At 73.1% G+C, this 16730-nt stretch carries 16 protein-coding genes; 5 read left to right on the forward strand and 11 right to left on the reverse strand.

The features are described 5' to 3' along the window. The coding region (locus E1300_RS02495; RefSeq protein WP_131755212.1) for a hypothetical protein at nt 1-896 on the reverse strand (896 nt) is incomplete at its 3' end. A gap of 185 nt (nt 897-1081) precedes the next feature. On the opposite strand from E1300_RS02495, the gene E1300_RS02500 reads away from it, so the two are divergent. The 4 genes from E1300_RS02500 to E1300_RS02515 all read left to right on the forward strand — a co-directional run bounded on the left by E1300_RS02500 (nt 1082) and on the right by E1300_RS02515 (nt 6466). Further along, entirely contained in the window at nt 1082-1711 is a 630-nt protein-coding gene (locus E1300_RS02500; RefSeq protein ID WP_131755213.1) for a sigma-70 family RNA polymerase sigma factor, read from the forward strand. Nucleotides 1712-1818: 107 nt separating this feature from the next. Next, a complete protein-coding gene (locus E1300_RS02505; protein ID WP_131755214.1) occupies nt 1819-2037 on the forward strand; it encodes a hypothetical protein in 219 nt (72 codons plus the stop codon). 9 nt (nt 2038-2046) lie between these two features. Continuing rightward, nucleotides 2047-2922, forward strand: a complete 876-nt coding sequence (locus tag E1300_RS02510; RefSeq protein ID WP_131755215.1) for an HAD family hydrolase — start codon at nt 2047-2049, stop codon at nt 2920-2922. Between the two features lie 322 nt (nt 2923-3244). Further along, on the forward strand, nt 3245-6466 hold the full coding sequence (locus E1300_RS02515; protein WP_131755216.1) for an AfsR/SARP family transcriptional regulator: 3222 nt from the start codon (nt 3245-3247) through the stop codon (nt 6464-6466). On the opposite strand, the gene E1300_RS02520 is transcribed toward E1300_RS02515, so the two are convergent. From E1300_RS02520 to E1300_RS02535, 4 genes are all read right to left on the reverse strand, one after another. Further along, the gene (locus E1300_RS02520; protein WP_131755217.1) at nt 6405-7193 is read right to left on the reverse strand and encodes an ABC transporter permease; all 789 of its coding nucleotides are present in this window, start codon (nt 7191-7193) and stop codon (nt 6405-6407) included. The two genes, E1300_RS02515 and E1300_RS02520, sit on opposite strands and share 62 nt — an antisense overlap. Next, nucleotides 7190-8149 carry an ATP-binding cassette domain-containing protein gene (locus E1300_RS02525; protein ID WP_131755218.1) on the reverse strand — a complete coding sequence of 320 codons (960 nt, stop codon included), beginning with the start codon at nt 8147-8149 and terminating at the stop codon, nt 7190-7192. The genes E1300_RS02520 and E1300_RS02525 overlap by 4 nt, the downstream gene beginning before the upstream one ends. Nucleotides 8150-8216: 67 nt before the next feature. After that, on the reverse strand, nt 8217-8711 hold the full coding sequence (locus tag E1300_RS02530; RefSeq protein ID WP_165502646.1) for a CAP family protein: 495 nt from the start codon (nt 8709-8711) through the stop codon (nt 8217-8219). A gap of 336 nt (nt 8712-9047) precedes the next feature. Next, nucleotides 9048-9878: an AraC family transcriptional regulator gene (locus E1300_RS02535; protein ID WP_131755220.1), complete on the reverse strand. Its 831-nt coding sequence runs from the start codon at nt 9876-9878 to the stop codon at nt 9048-9050. 93 nt (nt 9879-9971) lie between these two features. On the opposite strand from E1300_RS02535, the gene E1300_RS02540 reads away from it, so the two are divergent. Continuing rightward, on the forward strand, nt 9972-11399 hold the full coding sequence (locus E1300_RS02540) for a pyridoxal phosphate-dependent decarboxylase family protein (RefSeq protein WP_131755221.1): 1428 nt from the start codon (nt 9972-9974) through the stop codon (nt 11397-11399). On the opposite strand, the gene E1300_RS02545 is transcribed toward E1300_RS02540, so the two are convergent. The 6 genes from E1300_RS02545 to E1300_RS02570 all read right to left on the reverse strand — a co-directional run bounded on the left by E1300_RS02545 (nt 11360) and on the right by E1300_RS02570 (nt 16609). Beyond that, complete coding sequence (locus tag E1300_RS02545) at nt 11360-12280, reverse strand: lysophospholipid acyltransferase family protein (RefSeq protein WP_131755222.1); 921 nt, start codon at nt 12278-12280, stop codon at nt 11360-11362. The two genes, E1300_RS02540 and E1300_RS02545, sit on opposite strands and share 40 nt — an antisense overlap. 10 nt (nt 12281-12290) lie before the next feature. Continuing rightward, nucleotides 12291-13307, reverse strand: a complete 1017-nt coding sequence (locus E1300_RS02550; RefSeq protein WP_131755223.1) for an NAD-dependent epimerase/dehydratase family protein — start codon at nt 13305-13307, stop codon at nt 12291-12293. Between the two features lie 47 nt (nt 13308-13354). Next, complete coding sequence (locus E1300_RS02555; protein WP_018654693.1) at nt 13355-13453, reverse strand: 30S ribosomal protein bS22; 99 nt, start codon at nt 13451-13453, stop codon at nt 13355-13357. Nucleotides 13454-13978: 525 nt separating this feature from the next. Then, nucleotides 13979-14182: a helix-turn-helix domain-containing protein gene (locus E1300_RS02560; RefSeq protein WP_026414196.1), complete on the reverse strand. Its 204-nt coding sequence runs from the start codon at nt 14180-14182 to the stop codon at nt 13979-13981. A 340-nt stretch (nt 14183-14522) separates the two neighbouring features. Beyond that, on the reverse strand, nt 14523-15386 hold the full coding sequence (locus E1300_RS02565; protein WP_131755224.1) for a phosphatase: 864 nt from the start codon (nt 15384-15386) through the stop codon (nt 14523-14525). After that, nucleotides 15386-16609 (reverse strand): acetoin utilization protein AcuC, encoded by a 1224-nt coding sequence (locus E1300_RS02570; RefSeq protein ID WP_242618903.1) that lies wholly within the window; start codon nt 16607-16609, stop codon nt 15386-15388. The genes E1300_RS02565 and E1300_RS02570 overlap by 1 nt, the downstream gene beginning before the upstream one ends. Between the last annotated feature and the right edge of the window lie 121 nt (nt 16610-16730).

Here is a 16730-nt window from a genome sequence, read left to right on the forward strand (position 1 = left end):
GCCGATTCGGGGAAGCGCAGCTCCTCGGCCGGTGCCTGGTCCGGGAACCGGAGCTCGCCGCGCTTGGTCGCGGGCGGCGGCCCGGCCGGGGACGGCACCGGCGGCGACGCGAGCGGCGGGGACGCGACGGCGGGCGCCGGCGCGGCGGAGACCTCGGGCGGCGGGGCGGCGTAGGCCTGCTCCTCGTAGCCGGTGGCGGGCTCCTCGTCGTACTCGTCGTCGTAGCCCTCGTCGTCCTCGTAGACGGGGATGGTCCGCATCGCGCCGTACCAGACCAGGCCCGCGGCGGCGCCGAGCGCGATCACCGCGATCGGCGCGGGCAGGAAGCCGCGGCTGCCGCTGACCACCAGCACCCCCGCGAGCGCCACCAGCGCGACCGGGATCAGCAGCTCGCCCGCCTCGCGGTCCTGCTTGCCGGCGAGCCACGCCGTGACGCCGGTGCACCCGACCAGCGCGATCACCGCGACCACGTGCGCGCCGTCGATCAGCAGCAGGGGCAGCGCGTCGTAGGTGTCGTCCGGCTTCGGCAGGCTCTTGCCCAGCGAGCCCTTCAGCGGGTCCAGCAGCAGGATGACGATCGCGACGACCGTGTAGGACACCGCGAACAGCCACGCGGCGAACCGCACCTGGACGTACCGGGCGATCAGCTCGATCATGCCGAGCGCCAGCCACACCGGCCCGAGCAGCGCGGCGCCGAGCTCCACGACGCGGAACAGCGGGCCGTTGAACCCGGCCAGGAAGCCGATGCCCATGGAGAGCAGCGCGAGCGTCAGCCCGACCTGGGTGACGGACCAGGCGATGAGGTACAGCAGCCGGTCCTTGTAGGCGCGCTGGACCAGCAACCCGGTGGCCAGCAAGGCACCCAGGGTCGCGAGCAGCGCGAGGAGAGCGTCCATCGCGCCCCATGGTGCCCGATGCGAGGCCGTGACGGGTAACCGCGCCCCCGGCGGCGCCCGGATTCGCGGCCCGCCGCTTCCCGCCGCCCCGGCGCGGGGCCGGACACGGCCATTGCCTGGTGTACCTATCGGTATCTAGAGTGGCAGATCACGCCGGAGGTCGCGTACGCCCCGAGGAGAACTGCATGAGCAGCCTGACCCTCGATGCCCGGGTCGTCCCCCTTCCTCGGCCGTCCCAGCGCGGCGCGGAACCCGGCGCCGACCGCGCCGAGACGCTCAAGGTCCTCGTCCTGCGGGCCCGGGACGGCGACGCCGAGGCGTTCGGCTCCCTCTACGACCACTACGTCGAACTGGTCTACCGGTACGTCTACTACCGCGTCGGCACCCACTCCCTCACCGAGGACCTGACCAGCGAGACGTTCCTGCGCGCCCTGCGCCGGATCTGCGACTTCCACTGGCAGGGCAAGGACTTCGGCGCCTGGCTCGTCACGATCGCCCGCAACCTCGTCGCCGACCACTTCAAGTCGAGCCGCTACCGGCTGGAGGTCTGCACCGCCGAGCTCGTCGAGCCGGAACGCCCCCAGGAGGGCCCGGAGCGGGCCGTCCTCGACTCGATGACCAACCGGACGCTCCTCGCCGCCGTCCGCCGCCTCGGCTCCGAGCAGCAGGAGTGCGTCGTGCTCCGCTTCCTGCACGGCCTGTCCGTCGCCGAGACCGCGCTGATCATGGGCAAGAAGTCGGGCGCGATCAAGGCCCTCCAGTACCGCGCCGTCCGCTCCCTGGCCCGCATGCTCCCGGACGACCTGCGCGGCTGAGCCCACCGGCGGCCGGTTGGGCCCGAGGAGGCCGTAACCCGCCGCCGCACCCGATCGTTCTTGCGGGCAGGAGCGCGTTCGCGCCTGGATCCGCAAGGGAGCGGCCGTTGAGCAGCGGGCGAAAGAAGATCGCCGAGAAGGGGAACGCGCTGGCGGGACTGCGGGCGCCGGGCATCGGACCCGACCCGCGATTCCGCGCCGTCCTGCGGACCCGGCTCGTCACCGCGGCCGCCGCCCGCGGCGAGAACCGCCGCGGCGAGGGCCGTCACGGTGAGGAATGCCGCAATCACGGCCGGGACCCCGGCCGCGGCGGGTCCGCCGACTAGGCTCGGGGCATGCGGCGATTCTGGCAGCGCGCGAAGGACGAGGACCACAAGAGCGCGGGCGAGGCGGCGGCCGCCGCCGCGACGCGGCCCGCCCCGCTTCCCGACCCCGACCCCGCGGCGGCGGCGTTCTTCGACGTCGACAACACGATGATGCGCGGCGCGTCCATCTACTACTTCGCGCGCGGGCTCGCCGCCCGCAAGCTGTTCACCATGCGCGACCTCGCCATGTTCGCCTGGGGCCAGGCCGCCTTCCGGCTCCGCGGCACCGAGAACTCCGACCACATCGGCAGCGCCAAGGAGGCCGCGCTCGCCTTCGTCGCCGGCCAGCAGGTCGCCGGGATCGTCCGCCTCAGCGAGGAGATCTACGACGAGGTCATGGCCGACCGCATCTGGCACGGCACCCGCACCCTCGCCCTCCAGCACCTGGACGCCGGCCAGCAGGTCTGGCTCGTCACCGCCACCCCCGTCGAGGTCGCCCGCACGATCGCGCACCGGCTCGGCCTCACCGGCGCCCTCGGCACCGTCGCCGAGACCAGCGACGGCGTCTACACCGGCCGGCTCGTCGGCAACCTGCTGCACGGCCCCGCCAAGGCCGAGGCCGTCCGCGCCCTCGCCCAGCGCGAAGGCCTCGACCTCGCGCGCTGCTCCGCCTACAGCGACTCGATCAACGACCTCCCCATGCTCACCGCGGTCGGCCACCCCCACGCCGTCAACCCCGACTCCGAACTGCGCGAGCACGCCAAGGAGAACGGCTGGCCGATCCACGACTTCCGCACCGGCCGCAAGGTCACCATGGTCGCGCTCCCCGCCGCCGCCGGAGCCGGCGCCCTGGCCGGCGGAGTAGCCGCAGGCATAGCCCTCCGCAGGCACTACCGGAGTACTTAATTCACTCACGGCCCACGGTGCTCGCCTGGCGGCTCGCACCGTGACCGCTCCTGGGCGAACGCTGCATCGCTTCGCGATCTCCGCATGGAGGCTCGCCTTCGGCCTCGCCTCCACGCGTCGTTAACGCGTTCGCGTGCGTGGCTGAGGTTCTCCGAGACGGGGGTTTTCCAGCGCAGGTCATGTGGCTCGACCTGGCTGAGTCTCGGACGGACGTGTCTCGGGGCGTCGACGTGTTCGCGGCCGGGTGTTCGTGGTCTGTGCGGTACTTCGCGGTGGGGGCCTTTTCACGGTCCTGCGTTGTGGGGGGAAATAGGCTGGGTCGGTGGGCGTCGAGCTGGTGCTGCTGGGCCGGGTGGCGTATCGCGGGGTTGAGATCAGCAGTCCTCGGGTGCGCGGTCTGCTGGCGCTGCTCGCCGGGGAGCGGGCGGGGCTCGGCGTCGGGCGGCTCGTCGAGGGGCTTTGGCCGGACGGGCGGCCCGAGCATCCGGCCAAGGCGTTGCAGGTGCTCGTCTCGCGGGCCCGGGCGCGGCTTGGCGCCGGGGTGATCGCTAGTACGCCGTCCGGTTACCGGCTGGCTCTGGCCGAGGACGCGGTGGACGTGTGGGCCGTCCTGGTGAGCGCGTCCGAATGTGCGCGCAGCGTTCGTGCTGGCGATCACGCGGCTGCTCTTGCCCATGCCGAGGCCGGGCTCGCGTTGTGGGACGGGCCGCCCGAGGTGTCGTGTGGAGAGGATCCGCTTTCTCGGCTTCGTGCGGAACGGGCTGTCACGTATCGCGAGCTGTTGCGGGCGCGGGGGTTGGCGTTGTCGCGGCTCGGGCGCCGGGCGGAGGCGGTGGACGTGCTGACTGGTCTGGCTCGCGAGCGTCCTCGCGATGAGGAGGTGCTGCTGGAGCTGCTGCGCTGCGAGGCGGCGACGACCGGTGCCTCCTCGGCGCTGGCCCGGTATGAGGCGTACCGGCGGGCGTTGCGGGACGAGCTCGGCACCGATCCGGGGGCCGCGCTCCAGGCCGTCCAGCGGGAGTTGCTCCAGGAGGGGGCGCCCACCGTGCGGCGCGGGATCCGGCATGAGCCGAACCCGCTTCTCGGTCGCGATCGCGACCTGGCCGCCGTGCGGGAGCTGCTGGGCACGTCCCGTGTCACCTCGATCGTCGGTCCCGGCGGGCTGGGCAAGACACGGCTGGCGAACGCCGTCGCGCGGGAGGCCGAGCAGCGGACGGTCCACGTCGTCGCGCTCGCAGGCGTCGCTCGTGACGAGGACGTGGTGGCCGAGGTCGCCTCCGTCGTCGGGGTGGGCGAGCCGCAGCCTCCGTCGGGGCGCCTCGGCCAGGTCGCCGATCCCGTCGCGGGCATCGCGGAGGCGCTCGGCACCGGCGGCGCGCTGCTGGTGCTGGACAACTGCGAGCACGTGGTCCGCGGCGCCGCCGGCCTGGTCGGGGCCCTGGTCGCGATGACGCGGGACCTGCGGGTGCTCACCACCGGCCGGGCGCCGCTCGGCCTGTCGTCGGAGTCGGTCTACCCGCTGCCGGAGCTGGACCTGCCGACCGCCGTGGAGCTGTTCCGGCAGCGGGCGCGTGCGGCCCGTCCGGGCGCCGGCCTGCCCGCGGACGCCGTCGAGGAGGTGTGCCGCCACCTGGACGGGCTGCCCCTCGCGGTGGAGCTGGCCGCCGCGCGCGTGCGGGTGATGTCGGTGCCCGAGATCGCCCGGAGGCTCGACGACCGGTTCGCCCTCCTGCGCGGCGGCGCCCGCGACGCTCCGGAGCGGCATCGGACGATGCGCGCCGTCGTCGACTGGAGCTGGAACATCCTCGGCCCGTCCGGGCGGGCCGCGATGCGCGCGCTGTCGGTGTTCCCCGGCGGGTTCACCGCCGACGCGGCCGAGTACCTGCTCGCCGGGGACGACGACGTCCTCACCGTCCTCCAGGACCTCGTCGACCAGTCGCTCATCGAGGCGGTCGGCACCGGGCTCGGCACCCGGTTCCGCATGCTGGAGACGGTCCGCGAGTTCAGCGCGGCCCATCGGGAGGCGGCGGGCGAGTCCGGCCGGGTGGTGGACGGTCTCCTCGCCTGGGCGCGGGACTTCGGCGCCGCGCACCACGAGGCGATCTTCGGCGGCGATCCGTTCCCGGCCATGGAGCTGTTCCGCGCCGAGCAGGACAACCTGCTGCTGGCGCTGCGGCACGGCCTCGCCCGCCGGGACGGCCCGTCCGTCGCCGCCGTCACCGCCGTCCTCGCGGGCCTGATGACCGTCGAGACCGCGTTCGGGCGGCTCGCGACGCTCAGCGGGGACGTCGCGGGCCTCCTGTCCCGCTACCGGCCCGCGCCGGACGGCGTCGACGTCACCAGGACGGCCCTCGCGCTGTGCACCATGGCCATGTACCTCCTAAAGGGCGCGCACGCGATGCGCACGCTGGTCGCGCTGCGCCGCCTGCCGACCGCCCCGCCGACCACCCCGGCCCGCGCGATCGCCGCCATGGTGCGGGACTCCCCCGAACTCCTGCGGCCCGGGTCCACGGCCCTCGACGATCTGTGCCGCGGGGACGACCCCCTGCTGGCGGGCATCGCCGCCGGTGTCGTCGGCTACATCCTCGAACGGGAAGGCGACCTGGAGGGCGCGCTGAAGGTGGCCGGGATGATGCTCCAGGCGCTCGACGACCGGGAGAGCCGGTGGCTGCGCACGCTCGCCCACGCCCGGTTGGGCGAGCTCCACCTCCAGCTCGACGACGGCGCGCGCTCCAAGCACCACCTGCGGGCCGCGCTGCGCGAGCTGGAGCGGTTCGATCCCGGCGACACGATGGGCGTCCGCTGGGGCATGACGGTGGCCCACCTCCAGCTCGGGGAGATCGACGAGGCGGAGCACTGGCTCCGGCAGTCGGCGACGTCCGGTCCGTACGGGCCGGACGTGGCCTTCGGCGCCGCGACGTTCGACCTCGGCGCCCACGCGGAGATCGCCCTGGCGCGCGGCGAGACGGAGGCGGGGCTGCGCCTCTGGCGGCAGGCCGCCGCCCGGCTGGAGGACGCCGACAGCCCCGTCCCGTCGCTCGGCCGCGGCATGGACCCCTGGACGCTGGAGACCCACTGCGCCGCCGTGATCGCCCATGCCCGGCACGGCCGCCCGGAGGCCGTCGAGCGGATCGCCGCGGGGCTGCCCGCCGGTCTGGCGGGGATGCTCGCGGAGCCCTGCCCTCCCGCACCGCCCTTCTTCATGGACCTGCCGGTCTGCGGCTCCCTCCTGCTCGCGCTCGCCTCCATGGACCTGGCCCGCGCCCCCTCGCCTCCCGTCCGGGCGCGGGCGGCCCGCATGATCGCGCTGGCGGAGCGGTTCCGCTTCTTCAAGACCTTCCAGCCGACCATGTCCACGGCGCACGCCCGCCGCGCCGCCGAGGACGCCGACGGGCCGGCGTACTCCGCTGCGGTGTCGGAGTACGCCGGCCTGGACCGCGAGGCCCTGCGCGCCGCCGCCCGCGCGATCCTGCGCGACCGCGCTACCGGGACGGATCGCGGTCGAACAGCCACCTCGACCAGAGGTAGCCCGCCAGCGCGATGACCGTGCACCACGCGGCGGACGTCCAGCCGTCGTGCCCGATCGGCGTGCCCGTCAGCAGCCCTCGGACCGTCTCGGTGATCGGTGTGAACGGCTGGTACTCGGCGAACCAGCGCACCCCGTCCGGCATCGTGCCGGTGGGGACGATCGCGCTGCCGAGGAACGGCAGGAACTGGATGAGCAGCGGCGAGTTGCTGGCGCCCTCCGGGTTCTTCGCCACCAGCCCGAGCCCGACGGCGAGCCAGGTCAGCGCGAAGACGAGCGCCAGCAGGAGGGCGCTCACGAGCAGCCAGTCCAGCGGCCCGGCGTGCGGCCGGAAGCCCATCGCGACCGCGACCAGCACGACCAGGAGCGTGCTGGCCACGGTCTGGATCATGGTGCCGGCGACGTGCCCGGTGAGGATCGCCGACCGCGCGATCGGCATCGTCCGGAACCGCGCCGTGATCCCGGCGGTCATGTCGACGCTGACCGCGACCGACACCGACAGGCACCCGGACGTCACCGCCATCAGGATGATCCCCGGCGCGATGTAGTCGATGTAGCCGCCCTCCCGGGCCGTCGCGCCGACCCCTTCGCCCAGCGCGCCGCCGAAGACCCCGACGAACAGCAGCAGCAACAGGACCGGCATCCCGATCGACACGACCGTCATGGACGGGTAGCGCAGCGCGTGCCGCAGGTTGCGGCGCAGCATCGTCGCGGAGTCGGTCAGGACATGAGGTGTCGCGGTCATCGGACGGCCGCCTTCGCGTCGTCGGGACGGCCGGTCAGCGCCAGGAACACGTCGTCGAGGTCGGGCAGGTGCACCGACAGCCCCTCCGGCTCGACCGCCACCTCCTCAAGGCGGGCGAGCAGGGCGCGCAGCGAGCGGACCCCGCCGTCGCTCGGGACCTGCAAGGTCAGCTCGGCGTCGTCGCGGACGGCGTCGCCGAGCGCGCGGGCCGCCGCGTCCAGCGCGTCCGGGCCCGCGAACCGGAGCAGGACGTGCCCGCCGGGCACCAGCCGCTTCAGCTCGTCCGCCGTGCCCTCGGCGACCAGCCGGCCCCGGTCGAGGACCGCGATCCGGTCGGCGAGCCGGTCCGCCTCCTCCAGGTACTGCGTGGTCAGGAAGATCGTCACGCCGTCCGCCGCGAGCCCGCGGATGATGTCCCACATCGTCCGCCGGCTCCGCGGGTCGAGGCCCGTCGTCGGCTCGTCCAGGAAGATGATCCGCGGGCCGCCGACCAGCGTCATCGCCAGGTCCAGCCGCCGCCGCATCCCGCCCGAGTAGGTCGCGGCCGTCCGCCGCGCCGCCTCGGCCAGGCCGAACCGCTCCAGCAGCGCGTCCGCGACCCGCCGCCCCTCGGCCCGGCCGAGCCGGTACAGGTCGGCCATCAGGATCAGGTTCTCGCGGCCGGTGAGCAGGTCGTCCACCGCCGAGTACTGCCCGGTGACGCCGATGGCGCGGCGGACCCCGTCCGGATCGGCGGCCGGGTCCCGCCCCGCCACCCGCACGTCGCCGCCGTCCGCGCCGATGAGCGTGGAGAGGATCTGCACGGTCGTGGTCTTCCCGGCCCCGTTCGGGCCGAGCAGCGCGAAGATCGTCCCCCGCGCCACCTCCAGGTCGATGCCGTCCAGCACGACCGTGTCACCGTACGACTTGCGCAGGCCGACCGCCTGGATCGCCGTCTGGGCTGGTGTGTTCTCCATGCCCCGGGAGCCTGCCGCCCGCGGCCTTCACCCCGGTTTCAGACCGGTTTCACACCGGGCCGGGTCGCTAGGCGCGCAGGACGTTCGCCGCGAACTCGCCCTCCATATTGCCGGGCGGCTCGAAGACGAAGACGATGTACGTCTCGTAGTATTCCGAGCCCTGCCCCGAAACGCGCCCGATGCCGACCTTGGTGCTGCCCTTCCAGACGAGCTGCGTGAAGTGCCCGGCCGCCGAGCTGAACTGCGCCTTGTCGAAGTCGTAATTGGTGACCTCGTCATACCAGGATTTGACCGCGTCCGATCCCGGACGGGGGGTCGCCGACGAGCCGGCGCCCCAGAAGATGTTCTCGCCCGTCCCCTGGCGCAGGCCGGTGTGCCCGGCGCTGAGCCTCTCCGACGTGGACCGGGACGCCGCCCTCTCCATGGCGTACTTGGAGAGGTCGGAGTCCAGCACCAGCGGCGGCGCGTGGTGCCTCTCCCGGTCGGCGTTCGCCGCGGCGAGCGCCTCGGCTTGGAACTGCTCGGTCGTGCTGTCGGGGAAGGCCGCACGAGTCGCGGGCATGACGCACCCCTTCGCTGGCACAGCGGTGTGCCGGTTCGAGTCGCGGTCCTCCGCCGGCCCGCGACGCCTGAACCGAATCTCTACGCCGATCCGTCCGGCTACAAGCGCGGAACAGCGCGCGACGAATACCAGCGGGCGCCGAATCGATTCGGGCATCGCCGGGGCGGGCCATCGGCATTCCGGTAGCGGCACGCCTGGAGCGGGTGGGGCGGAACCACATCACCCTGCCGGCGAAGGGAGATCGGGAGTGCGCCCGGACCGAAGTCGGCCAGGCGTGAGCCGGCGAGCCCGAAAGCCCGCTCCTCGCTTCCAGCGAGCCTGATCGACGACCGGCTTTCACCGGCCGCTTCTCGCGTACCGGCCGGGCGGCAGGCCGACGATGCGTTTGAAATGCCTGGCGAGATGGGCCTGGTCGTAGAAGCCGCTCGCGACGGCGACCTCGGTTATCGGCATGCCGGACCGCAGGAGTTCCCGGGCCCGGCGAATCCGCAGATGCGTCTGGTAGGCGTGCGGGCTCATCCCCACCGAGGCGCGGAAGACGCGGCAGAGATGGAATGGGCTCAAGCCCGCGTGCTGGGCCAGGGCCCGCAGCGCGATGTTCTCGGCCGCGTGCTCCTCCAGGAAGATCCGGCTGAGGCGTACCGGACCGGGTTCCCGGCCGGTCGCTCGCGGCTCACGGGGAGGCGCCGCGTGGCGTCCGATCAGGAGAACGAGGGCCTCGGTCAGCGCCGATTCGCGTTCGAGCGTGCTGGACGCCGCCTCCGTGAGCCGATGGAAACGGCGGAGCCGGGCCGCGGCATCGGGATCCCGGACGATGCCGCCCCTGAACTCCGGGCTCGCCGTCCGGGGGAACTCGGCCGCGATCGCGTCCATGAGGGACGGCCCGGGATACAGCGCCCGGTACGCCCAGAACTCCGCGGCCGGAGGTCCGCCGCCGTGGACCTCGTCGGGGTTGAGGACGATCAGGTCGCCGGGGCCGACCGTGTGGGTGTCACCGCGGTAGGTGGGCGACGCGAGGCCGTCCTCCGTGAGGGCGATGAAGAACTCTTCGTGCGCGTGGGGGCTGAAGTCGAACGCGGTGAGCGTCGCCTTGAACAGTTCGAGGCCGCCGAGGTCTTCCGCGCGCCACATCCGGGCGCCGGTCGCCGGGGAGCCGCCGGTTTCCACATCTCCACCCTAGGCGGGAGCAACTTCGTCCAAGACGCGCCTTTCCGGGCCGCCTAGCGTCCTCGCTGCGAACGGCCTCGGAAGGGAGACCCCATGGGAACGCGAGAACTGCTGGAGCGCACCGCGGAGACCGCGATCGGCTGGCTCGAATCGCTGGACGGGCGGCCCGTCGGCGCGTCGGCCGGCGTCGAGGATCTGCGGGCCAGGCTCGGCGGGCCGGTCCCGGCAGGCCCTCTCGATCCCCTCGCGGTGGTGGACGAGCTGGCCCGCGCCGTCGAACCGGGCCTGGTCGCCATTCCGTCAGGGCGCTATTTCGGGTTCGTCATCGGAGGCGGCCTTCCCGCGGCCGTCGCGGCGGACTGGCTCACGTCCGCCTGGGACCAGTGTCCGGGCCTCTACGCCTGCGGGCCCGCGGCGGCGGTCGTGGAGGAGGTGGCGGGCGCGTGGCTGCGGGACCTGCTCGGGCTGCCGGAGCGTGCGTCGTTCGCGTTCGTGCCGGGCTGCCAGACGGCGCATCTGACCTGCCTGGCGGCGGCGCGTCACCACGTCCTGCGCGCGCGGGGATGGGACGTCGAGGAACGCGGCCTCGCCGGGGCGCCGCTCATCCGCGTCGTCCTCGGAGCGAAACGGCACGTCAGCGTGGACCGCGCGCTGCGCTTCCTCGGCATCGGACGGGCGTCGCTCGTCGTCGTCCCGGACGACGGAGCCGGAGCCGTGCGGGTGGACCGGTTACGTGAGGCCGTGGAGAAGGACTCCGCTCCGACGATCGTCTGCGCGCAGGCCGGTGAGATCAACACCGGCGGCTTCGACGACCTGGACGACATCGCCGACGTCGCGGAGCGGACCGGCGCGTGGCTGCACGTGGACGGCGCGTTCGGCCTGTGGGCGGCGGCGAGCCCGGCGCTGCGCCATCTGGTCCGCGGCGCCGGACGCGCCGACTCGTGGGCGCTCGACACGCACAAGTGGCTCAACGTCCCGTACGACTCGGGACTGGCCCTTTGCGCCCACCCGGACGCGCACCGGGCCGCGATGAGCGTCACCGCGGACTACCTGGTGCAGGGCGGTCCCGGCGATCCGCGCGAGCCGATGGACTGGACCCCGGCCTTCTCGCGCCGAGCGCGAGGATTCGCCGTGTACGCCGCGCTCAGATCCCTGGGCCGGGACGGCGTCGCCGAGCTGGTGGAACGCTCCTGCGCCCACGCGCGCCGTTTCGCCGACGGTGTGACGGAGATCCCCGGCTGCCGCGTCCTGAACGACGTCGTCCTCAACCAGGTCCTGTTCCGGTTCGGGGACGATCGGACCACCGATCTCGTCCTGCGCACGGTCGTGGAGAGCGGTGAAGCGTGGATAAGCGGGACGACGTTCGACGGACGCAGGGCCATCCGGCTCTCGGTGTGCAACTGGCAGACGAGCGAGAACGACATCGCCCGCACCTTGAGGGCGTTCCGAGAGGCCGTGGGCGGCGTGCGGCGCCGGGACGGTCAGAAGAACGCGGGGCCCCGGCGGAGGAGGGTGTCGTAGAGCATCTGCTGGACGTTCTCGCGGATGTGGTCGGTGAGCTCGAACACCGTCATGGGGTCGTCGGCGTCCTCGGGCTCGTACTCGTCCAGGGTCATCGGCTCGCCGAACTGGATCATCCACTTGGACGGGAGCGGGACGAGGCCGGCGGGGCCGAGGAGCGGGAACGTCGGCGTGACCGGGAAGTACGGGAGGCCGAGCAGGCGGGCCAGCGGCCGCAGGTCGGCGATCTTCGGGTAGATCTCCTCGGCGCCGACGATCGCGCACGGGACGATGGGGACGCGGGCGCGCAGCGCGGTCTCGACGAAGCCGCCGCGGCCGAAGCGCTGGAGCTTGTAGCGGTCGGCGAACGGCTTGCCGACGCCCTTGAAGCCCTCGGGGAACACGCCGACGAGCTCGCCCTTGCCGAGCAGCCGGGACGCGTCGGCCTGGCAGGCGAGCGTGTGCCCGGCCTTGCGGGCCAGGTGGCCGAGCAGCGGCACCTGGTAGACGAGGTCGGCGCCGAGGAGCCTGACGTGCCGGCCGGCGTGGTCGTGCAGCGCGACCGACAGCATGATCCCGTCGATCGGGAGGGTGCCGGAGTGGTTGGCGACGATCAGCGCGCCGCCGCCGGCGGGGACGTTGCCGAGGCCGGACAGCTCCACCCGGAACCAGTGCTCGTAGAGCGCGCGGGCGAGCGGCAGCAGGACGGTCGCGTTGAACTCGGGGTCGAAGCCGAACTCGTCGACCTTGTACTCGCCGGCGAGGCGGCGCCGCAGGAAGGCGAGACCGGAGGCGATGCCGCGTTCGAGCGGGCCGGGGCCGGCGCCGTCGCGGCGGGCGGCGTCCAGCGGGATCACCTGGGCGCCCTCGCCGTCGTACGGCTGCTCCTGGTGGGCGTTCATCGTCCTCCTCTCAGCCGCGGCGCAGCACCGCGGCGAGCCGGTCGGCCAGCGGGAGCGGGACGCCGCGTCCCCATCCCCGGGCGGTGACGTAGTCGGCGAACGCGGCCTCGGAACTGTACTTGGGCCACCAGGCGAGCTCGCGGACGAGGCCGGTGGTGTCGACGGCGCGGCCGTAGGTGAGCCAGCGCTGCAACTCGGGTGAGAACCCTGACATCCCCGCGAAGCGCCGTCCCATGTCGCCGAACACGGAGAACGACGGGGCCGGGACGGGCACGTACGGGCGGCCGGCGCGGCGGAGCGCCTGGGACAGCAGCATGACGCCGTCGCCGGCGACGTTGTAGCAGCCGGGGTGGTTCTCCACCGTCATGCGCCGCAGCACCTCGACGCCGTCGTCCTCGTGGACGAACTGGAGCCGCGGGTCGAAGCCCAGCACCGTGGGCACGACCGGCATGCTCAGGTAGCGGGTGAACGGCGAGTCCACGCCGGGGCCGAGGAAGTTCGCGAAGCGCAGCACCGACACGGTCAGGTCGGAGCGGCGCCGCTGGAGCCCGCGGACGTAGCCCTCCACCTCCACCGCGTCCTTGGCGTAGCCGGACGTCGGCGCCTCGACGGGCTCGTCCCGCTCGCTGAAGACGGCCGGGTCCATCGGGGACGAGCCGTACACGGCGGCCGAGGACCGCACGACGAGCTTGCGCATGTCGGGCGAGCGCTGGCACGCGGCGAGGAGCTGCATCGTGCCGATGACGTTGAGCTCCTTCACCTTGGCCCGCGGCACCGTCGCCGACGTCACCAGATGCAGGTGCACCACCGTGTCCACCTCGGCCGACGCGATGATCTTCGCGATGCCGGGCGTGCGGATGTCGACGCGGACGAACTCGGTGCGGCCGAGCGACGTCGCGGGCGGCACCGTGTCCACCCCGATGACCCGCTCGATGCCCGGGTCGGCTTGGAGGGTGTTCGCGACCCGCGCCCCCAGGAAACGGGAGACGCCCGTGACGAGGACGACACGGGCCGCGGCGGCGGGCATGGAGGACACTGTGCGCCCCACCCCTTACGGCTGAGTGGCCGGCGTGACTACTTCTTGTTGCGACGCTGGATGCGCGTCTTCTTCAGCAGCTTGCGGTGCTTCTTCTTGGCCATCCGCTTGCGGCGCTTCTTGATGACAGAGCCCACGAGACCTCGCTCGGCGTATCGGGTGATGTGCAGGAGACGGCCGTGCCGCTGCGAGCATCACTCGGCACGCGCGCACGGTCCGCTGCCCAAGGGTACCGCTGTACCGGTGGAGGTCATGCCGCGCCCTGCTGAGCGCCGTGCTGAGCGCCGTCCGCACCGCGCGGACGTCGCGGGCGGAGACCGGCGCGACGGCGCCGTGTTCGATCGCGCTCTGCCGTACCGCGCCGTGTTCGGTGAGCCCCTGCTCGGTGGCACCGTGTGCTGTCCCGCGGATTCCTCTCGCGCCGTCTCGGGTGCGGTGTCCCGCACCGGGCCCGATGCCCGGGACACCGCGGGCATCGACGATGCCCCCGATCCCCCGGACACCGGCTCCGGCGGCCGTCGAGCCGCCGGCCGGACCCTGTCGTTGTCTCGATCCTTGTTCCCCAGCTCCGGGGCGGCCCTCGCGGTCCGTCCCGATGCCCCCTGCACGGCCGGGTGCGGAGTTCGCGGCGGGGTCATGAGGCATGACCCGCCCCTACCCCTTTATCCGGCTTCGATGAACGCGTCGCGCAGGTAGTCGTGAACGGCCTGCTCGGGGACCCGGAACGAGCGGCCCACGCGGATCGCGGGCAGCTCGCCCGAGTGGACGAGGCGGTAGACGGTCATCTTGGACACCCGCATCACCGCCGCCACTTCGGCCACAGTCAGGAACCTGACCTCGCTCAGAGGTCGCTCGCCTGAGCTCATCGGACGCCCTCTTCCACACGTGCCGCGCACCGGCCCTTTGGGTGACTTTGATCACGCACGTGTACTTCCTCCAGCGTAAATCGCGTATCGACAGTCGCAAGAGGGGAGTTCCACCCATTTCCGTATCCGGATCTGACTCCGCCGCCACAGGGATCTGTCCGCACGCAGCGTGGACATGACGGCACGTGGAGTGGCACGGCGAATGGTTGTCAACCGAAAACACGCGATGACCTGCGACTCAGGCGTCATCGGCGGGTGCGCGCACGCCCATGCGTCCCGCTACGGCCGTTCCGTCACACGGAGTGACAGGCGCGCTGGCGTTTCCGTGCGGTGAGCAGACTCAGCCGGTCGCGGTCAGGCCCGCCCGGCCGAGAAGGTAAGCCGTCATCGGCGCGTAATGGTGCGGCGATATGCCGTCGTCGAGCGGGACGACGACGTCGATCTTGCCTTCGGCGGCGCCGGCGAACAGAGCCGGGTCGTTACAGTCCGCGAAACCGACCGTGTCGATGCCCGCCTGACCGGCGGCTCCGGCCCAGCCGTGATCGGCGATGGCCAGATCCGGCCAAACCGGCGATTCGCCGCCCGTCCGGCCTCCGGGAGCGGTAGTGGCGCCGCCCGCCAGTTCGCGGAGCATCGCCTCCATCGGACGGGAGTCGTGCGTGTGGTGGGTGCGGCCGTCGTCGCCCTCCAGCATCGCCACGCCGCCCTCGGCGTAGACGATGCGGCGCGACTCCAGGCTGCCGTAGCCGGCCTCGATCTCGTACGTCCACCCGGCCGCGGGCGTCAGCACCCGGCAGCCGGCGTCCGCGAGCGCCCGCGCGACCGCCTGGTAGACCGGCGTCAGCGTGGCGGGGTGGCCGGTGGCCAGCAGGACGTTCTCGCGGCGGCGCGCGGCGAGCCCGATGCGGTCGCCCATCGCCTCCAGCGTGTCGAGGGTGATGTCGGGGTCGATCGTGTCGTCGCCGTACACGTGGCGCGGGTTCGGGTCGACCCCGCAGCGCTCGACCATCATCTCCAGGACGGACCGCTCCGTCCACGTCGGCTTGAGCTCCAGGCCGAACTGGTACTTGGGGCTGCCGGCGGCCATCCGCCGGTAGTGCAGCAGGTTGTTCTGGCGCGGCGTGGCGACGTCGCCCGCGATCATCGTCCGGACGAGGTGCGCGCGCAGCTCGTCCCGGGAGGGCACCGGGGTGGGGACGGCCATCACTCGTCCGTCATCGGGTCGAGGCCGTGCTCGGGGAACACCGCGCGCCGCGTCGCCATCACCGCCTGGTCGACCGGGTTCGCCGGGTCGTAGCCGCTCCCCCACCTGTGCACCTCCACCACGTCCGTTCCGTCCGTCATGCGCCGGGGGGCGATCTCGTCGGTCCGCGTCCGGACGAACTCGCGCCACGCCTCGGGCGTCTTGGTCTCCGGCGGGATGGGCGCGCCCGACGCCTCCGCGAGCAGGTGCGTCCATGCCCGGGGGACGACCTGGACCAGCTCGTAGCCTCCGCCGCCGGTGAGGATCCAGCGGCCGCCGGCGGTCTCGTGCGCGAGGCGGTGCAGCGCCGCGTAGGCGGTGCGCTGCCCGTCCACGGTCAGGATCAGGTGCGCGAGCGGGTCGAGCGCGTGGGCGTCGGCGCCGTGCTGGGTGACGAGGACCTGCGGGCGGAACCGGCGCAGCAGCGGCGGGACGACCGCGTCGAACGCGCGCATCCAGGGCGCGTCGGCGGTGCCCGGCGGCAGCGCGACGTTGACGGCCGTGCCCTCGGCGCCCCTGCCGCCGGTCTCGTTCGGGAAGCCGGTGCCGGGGAAGAGCGTCCGCGGCGTCTCGTGCAGGCTGATCGTCAGGACGCGCGGGTCGTCGTAGAAGGCGGCCTGGACGCCGTCGCCGTGGTGGACGTCGATGTCGACGTACGCGACGCGCTCGGCGCCCTGCTCCAGCAGCCAGGCGATCGCGACCGCCGGGTCGTTGTACACGCAGAAACCGCTCGCGGCGCCGCCGAGCGCGTGGTGCAGCCCCCCGGAGATGTTCGCCGCGTGCGCGGCGCCGCCGGTCCACACCGCCTCGGCGGCGGCCACCGAGGCGCCGGTGACCAGCGCGGACGCGTCGTGCATGCCGAGGAAGACGGGGTTGTCGGGCGTCCCGATGCCGAGCCCGATCTCGGGCAGGCCGGTCGCGCCCGCGTGCTTGACCGCGGCGATGTAGGACTCCTCGTGGACGAGCCCGAGCAGCGCGTCGCCGGCGGGCTCGAAGCCCGCGACCCGGACGTTCGGCCGGTCCGGGACGCCGAGCTCGCGGGCCAGCGCCATCGTCAGCTCGACGCGCACGGGGTTCATGGGATGCCCGGGACCGAAGTCGTAGGAGACGAGCTTCTCGTCCCAGAAGATCGTGAGTCCGCAGTCGGCCGGATCGGGGGACGGGGACGGCGCGGAACTGCTCATGACCTCACGGTATCGCGCGGGCGGCGTGGCGCGGATCACACCGGGGCGGTCCGGACCGCTTCGCGATCTCGAACCTGTGATGTGCATTACCCGTCATAAATGGGCATATAGGTAACACATC

It is taken from the genome of Actinomadura fibrosa (assembly GCF_900659615.1).
Classification (GTDB): domain Bacteria; phylum Actinomycetota; class Actinomycetes; order Streptosporangiales; family Streptosporangiaceae; genus Spirillospora; species Spirillospora fibrosa.

Excerpts from the sequence above, each read along its gene's own strand:
- E1300_RS02500 (WP_131755213.1), top strand. The coding sequence starts at position 1,082 with ATGAGCAGCCTGACCCTCGATGCCCGGGTCGTCCCCCTTCCTCGGCCG.
- E1300_RS02510 (WP_131755215.1), top strand. The coding sequence starts at position 2,047 with ATGCGGCGATTCTGGCAGCGCGCGAAGGACGAGGACCACAAGAGCGCG.
- E1300_RS02520 (WP_131755217.1), bottom strand. The coding sequence starts at position 7,193 with ATGACCGCGACACCTCATGTCCTGACCGACTCCGCGACGATGCTGCGC.
- E1300_RS02525 (WP_131755218.1), bottom strand. The coding sequence starts at position 8,149 with ATGGAGAACACACCAGCCCAGACGGCGATCCAGGCGGTCGGCCTGCGC.
- E1300_RS02530 (WP_165502646.1), bottom strand. The coding sequence starts at position 8,711 with ATGCCCGCGACTCGTGCGGCCTTCCCCGACAGCACGACCGAGCAGTTC.
- E1300_RS02540 (WP_131755221.1), top strand. The coding sequence starts at position 9,972 with ATGGGAACGCGAGAACTGCTGGAGCGCACCGCGGAGACCGCGATCGGC.
- E1300_RS02545 (WP_131755222.1), bottom strand. The coding sequence starts at position 12,280 with ATGAACGCCCACCAGGAGCAGCCGTACGACGGCGAGGGCGCCCAGGTG.
- E1300_RS02550 (WP_131755223.1), bottom strand. The coding sequence starts at position 13,307 with ATGCCCGCCGCCGCGGCCCGTGTCGTCCTCGTCACGGGCGTCTCCCGT.
- E1300_RS02560 (WP_026414196.1), bottom strand. The coding sequence starts at position 14,182 with ATGAGCTCAGGCGAGCGACCTCTGAGCGAGGTCAGGTTCCTGACTGTG.
- E1300_RS02565 (WP_131755224.1), bottom strand. The coding sequence starts at position 15,386 with ATGGCCGTCCCCACCCCGGTGCCCTCCCGGGACGAGCTGCGCGCGCAC.
- E1300_RS02570 (WP_242618903.1), bottom strand. The coding sequence starts at position 16,609 with ATGAGCAGTTCCGCGCCGTCCCCGTCCCCCGATCCGGCCGACTGCGGA.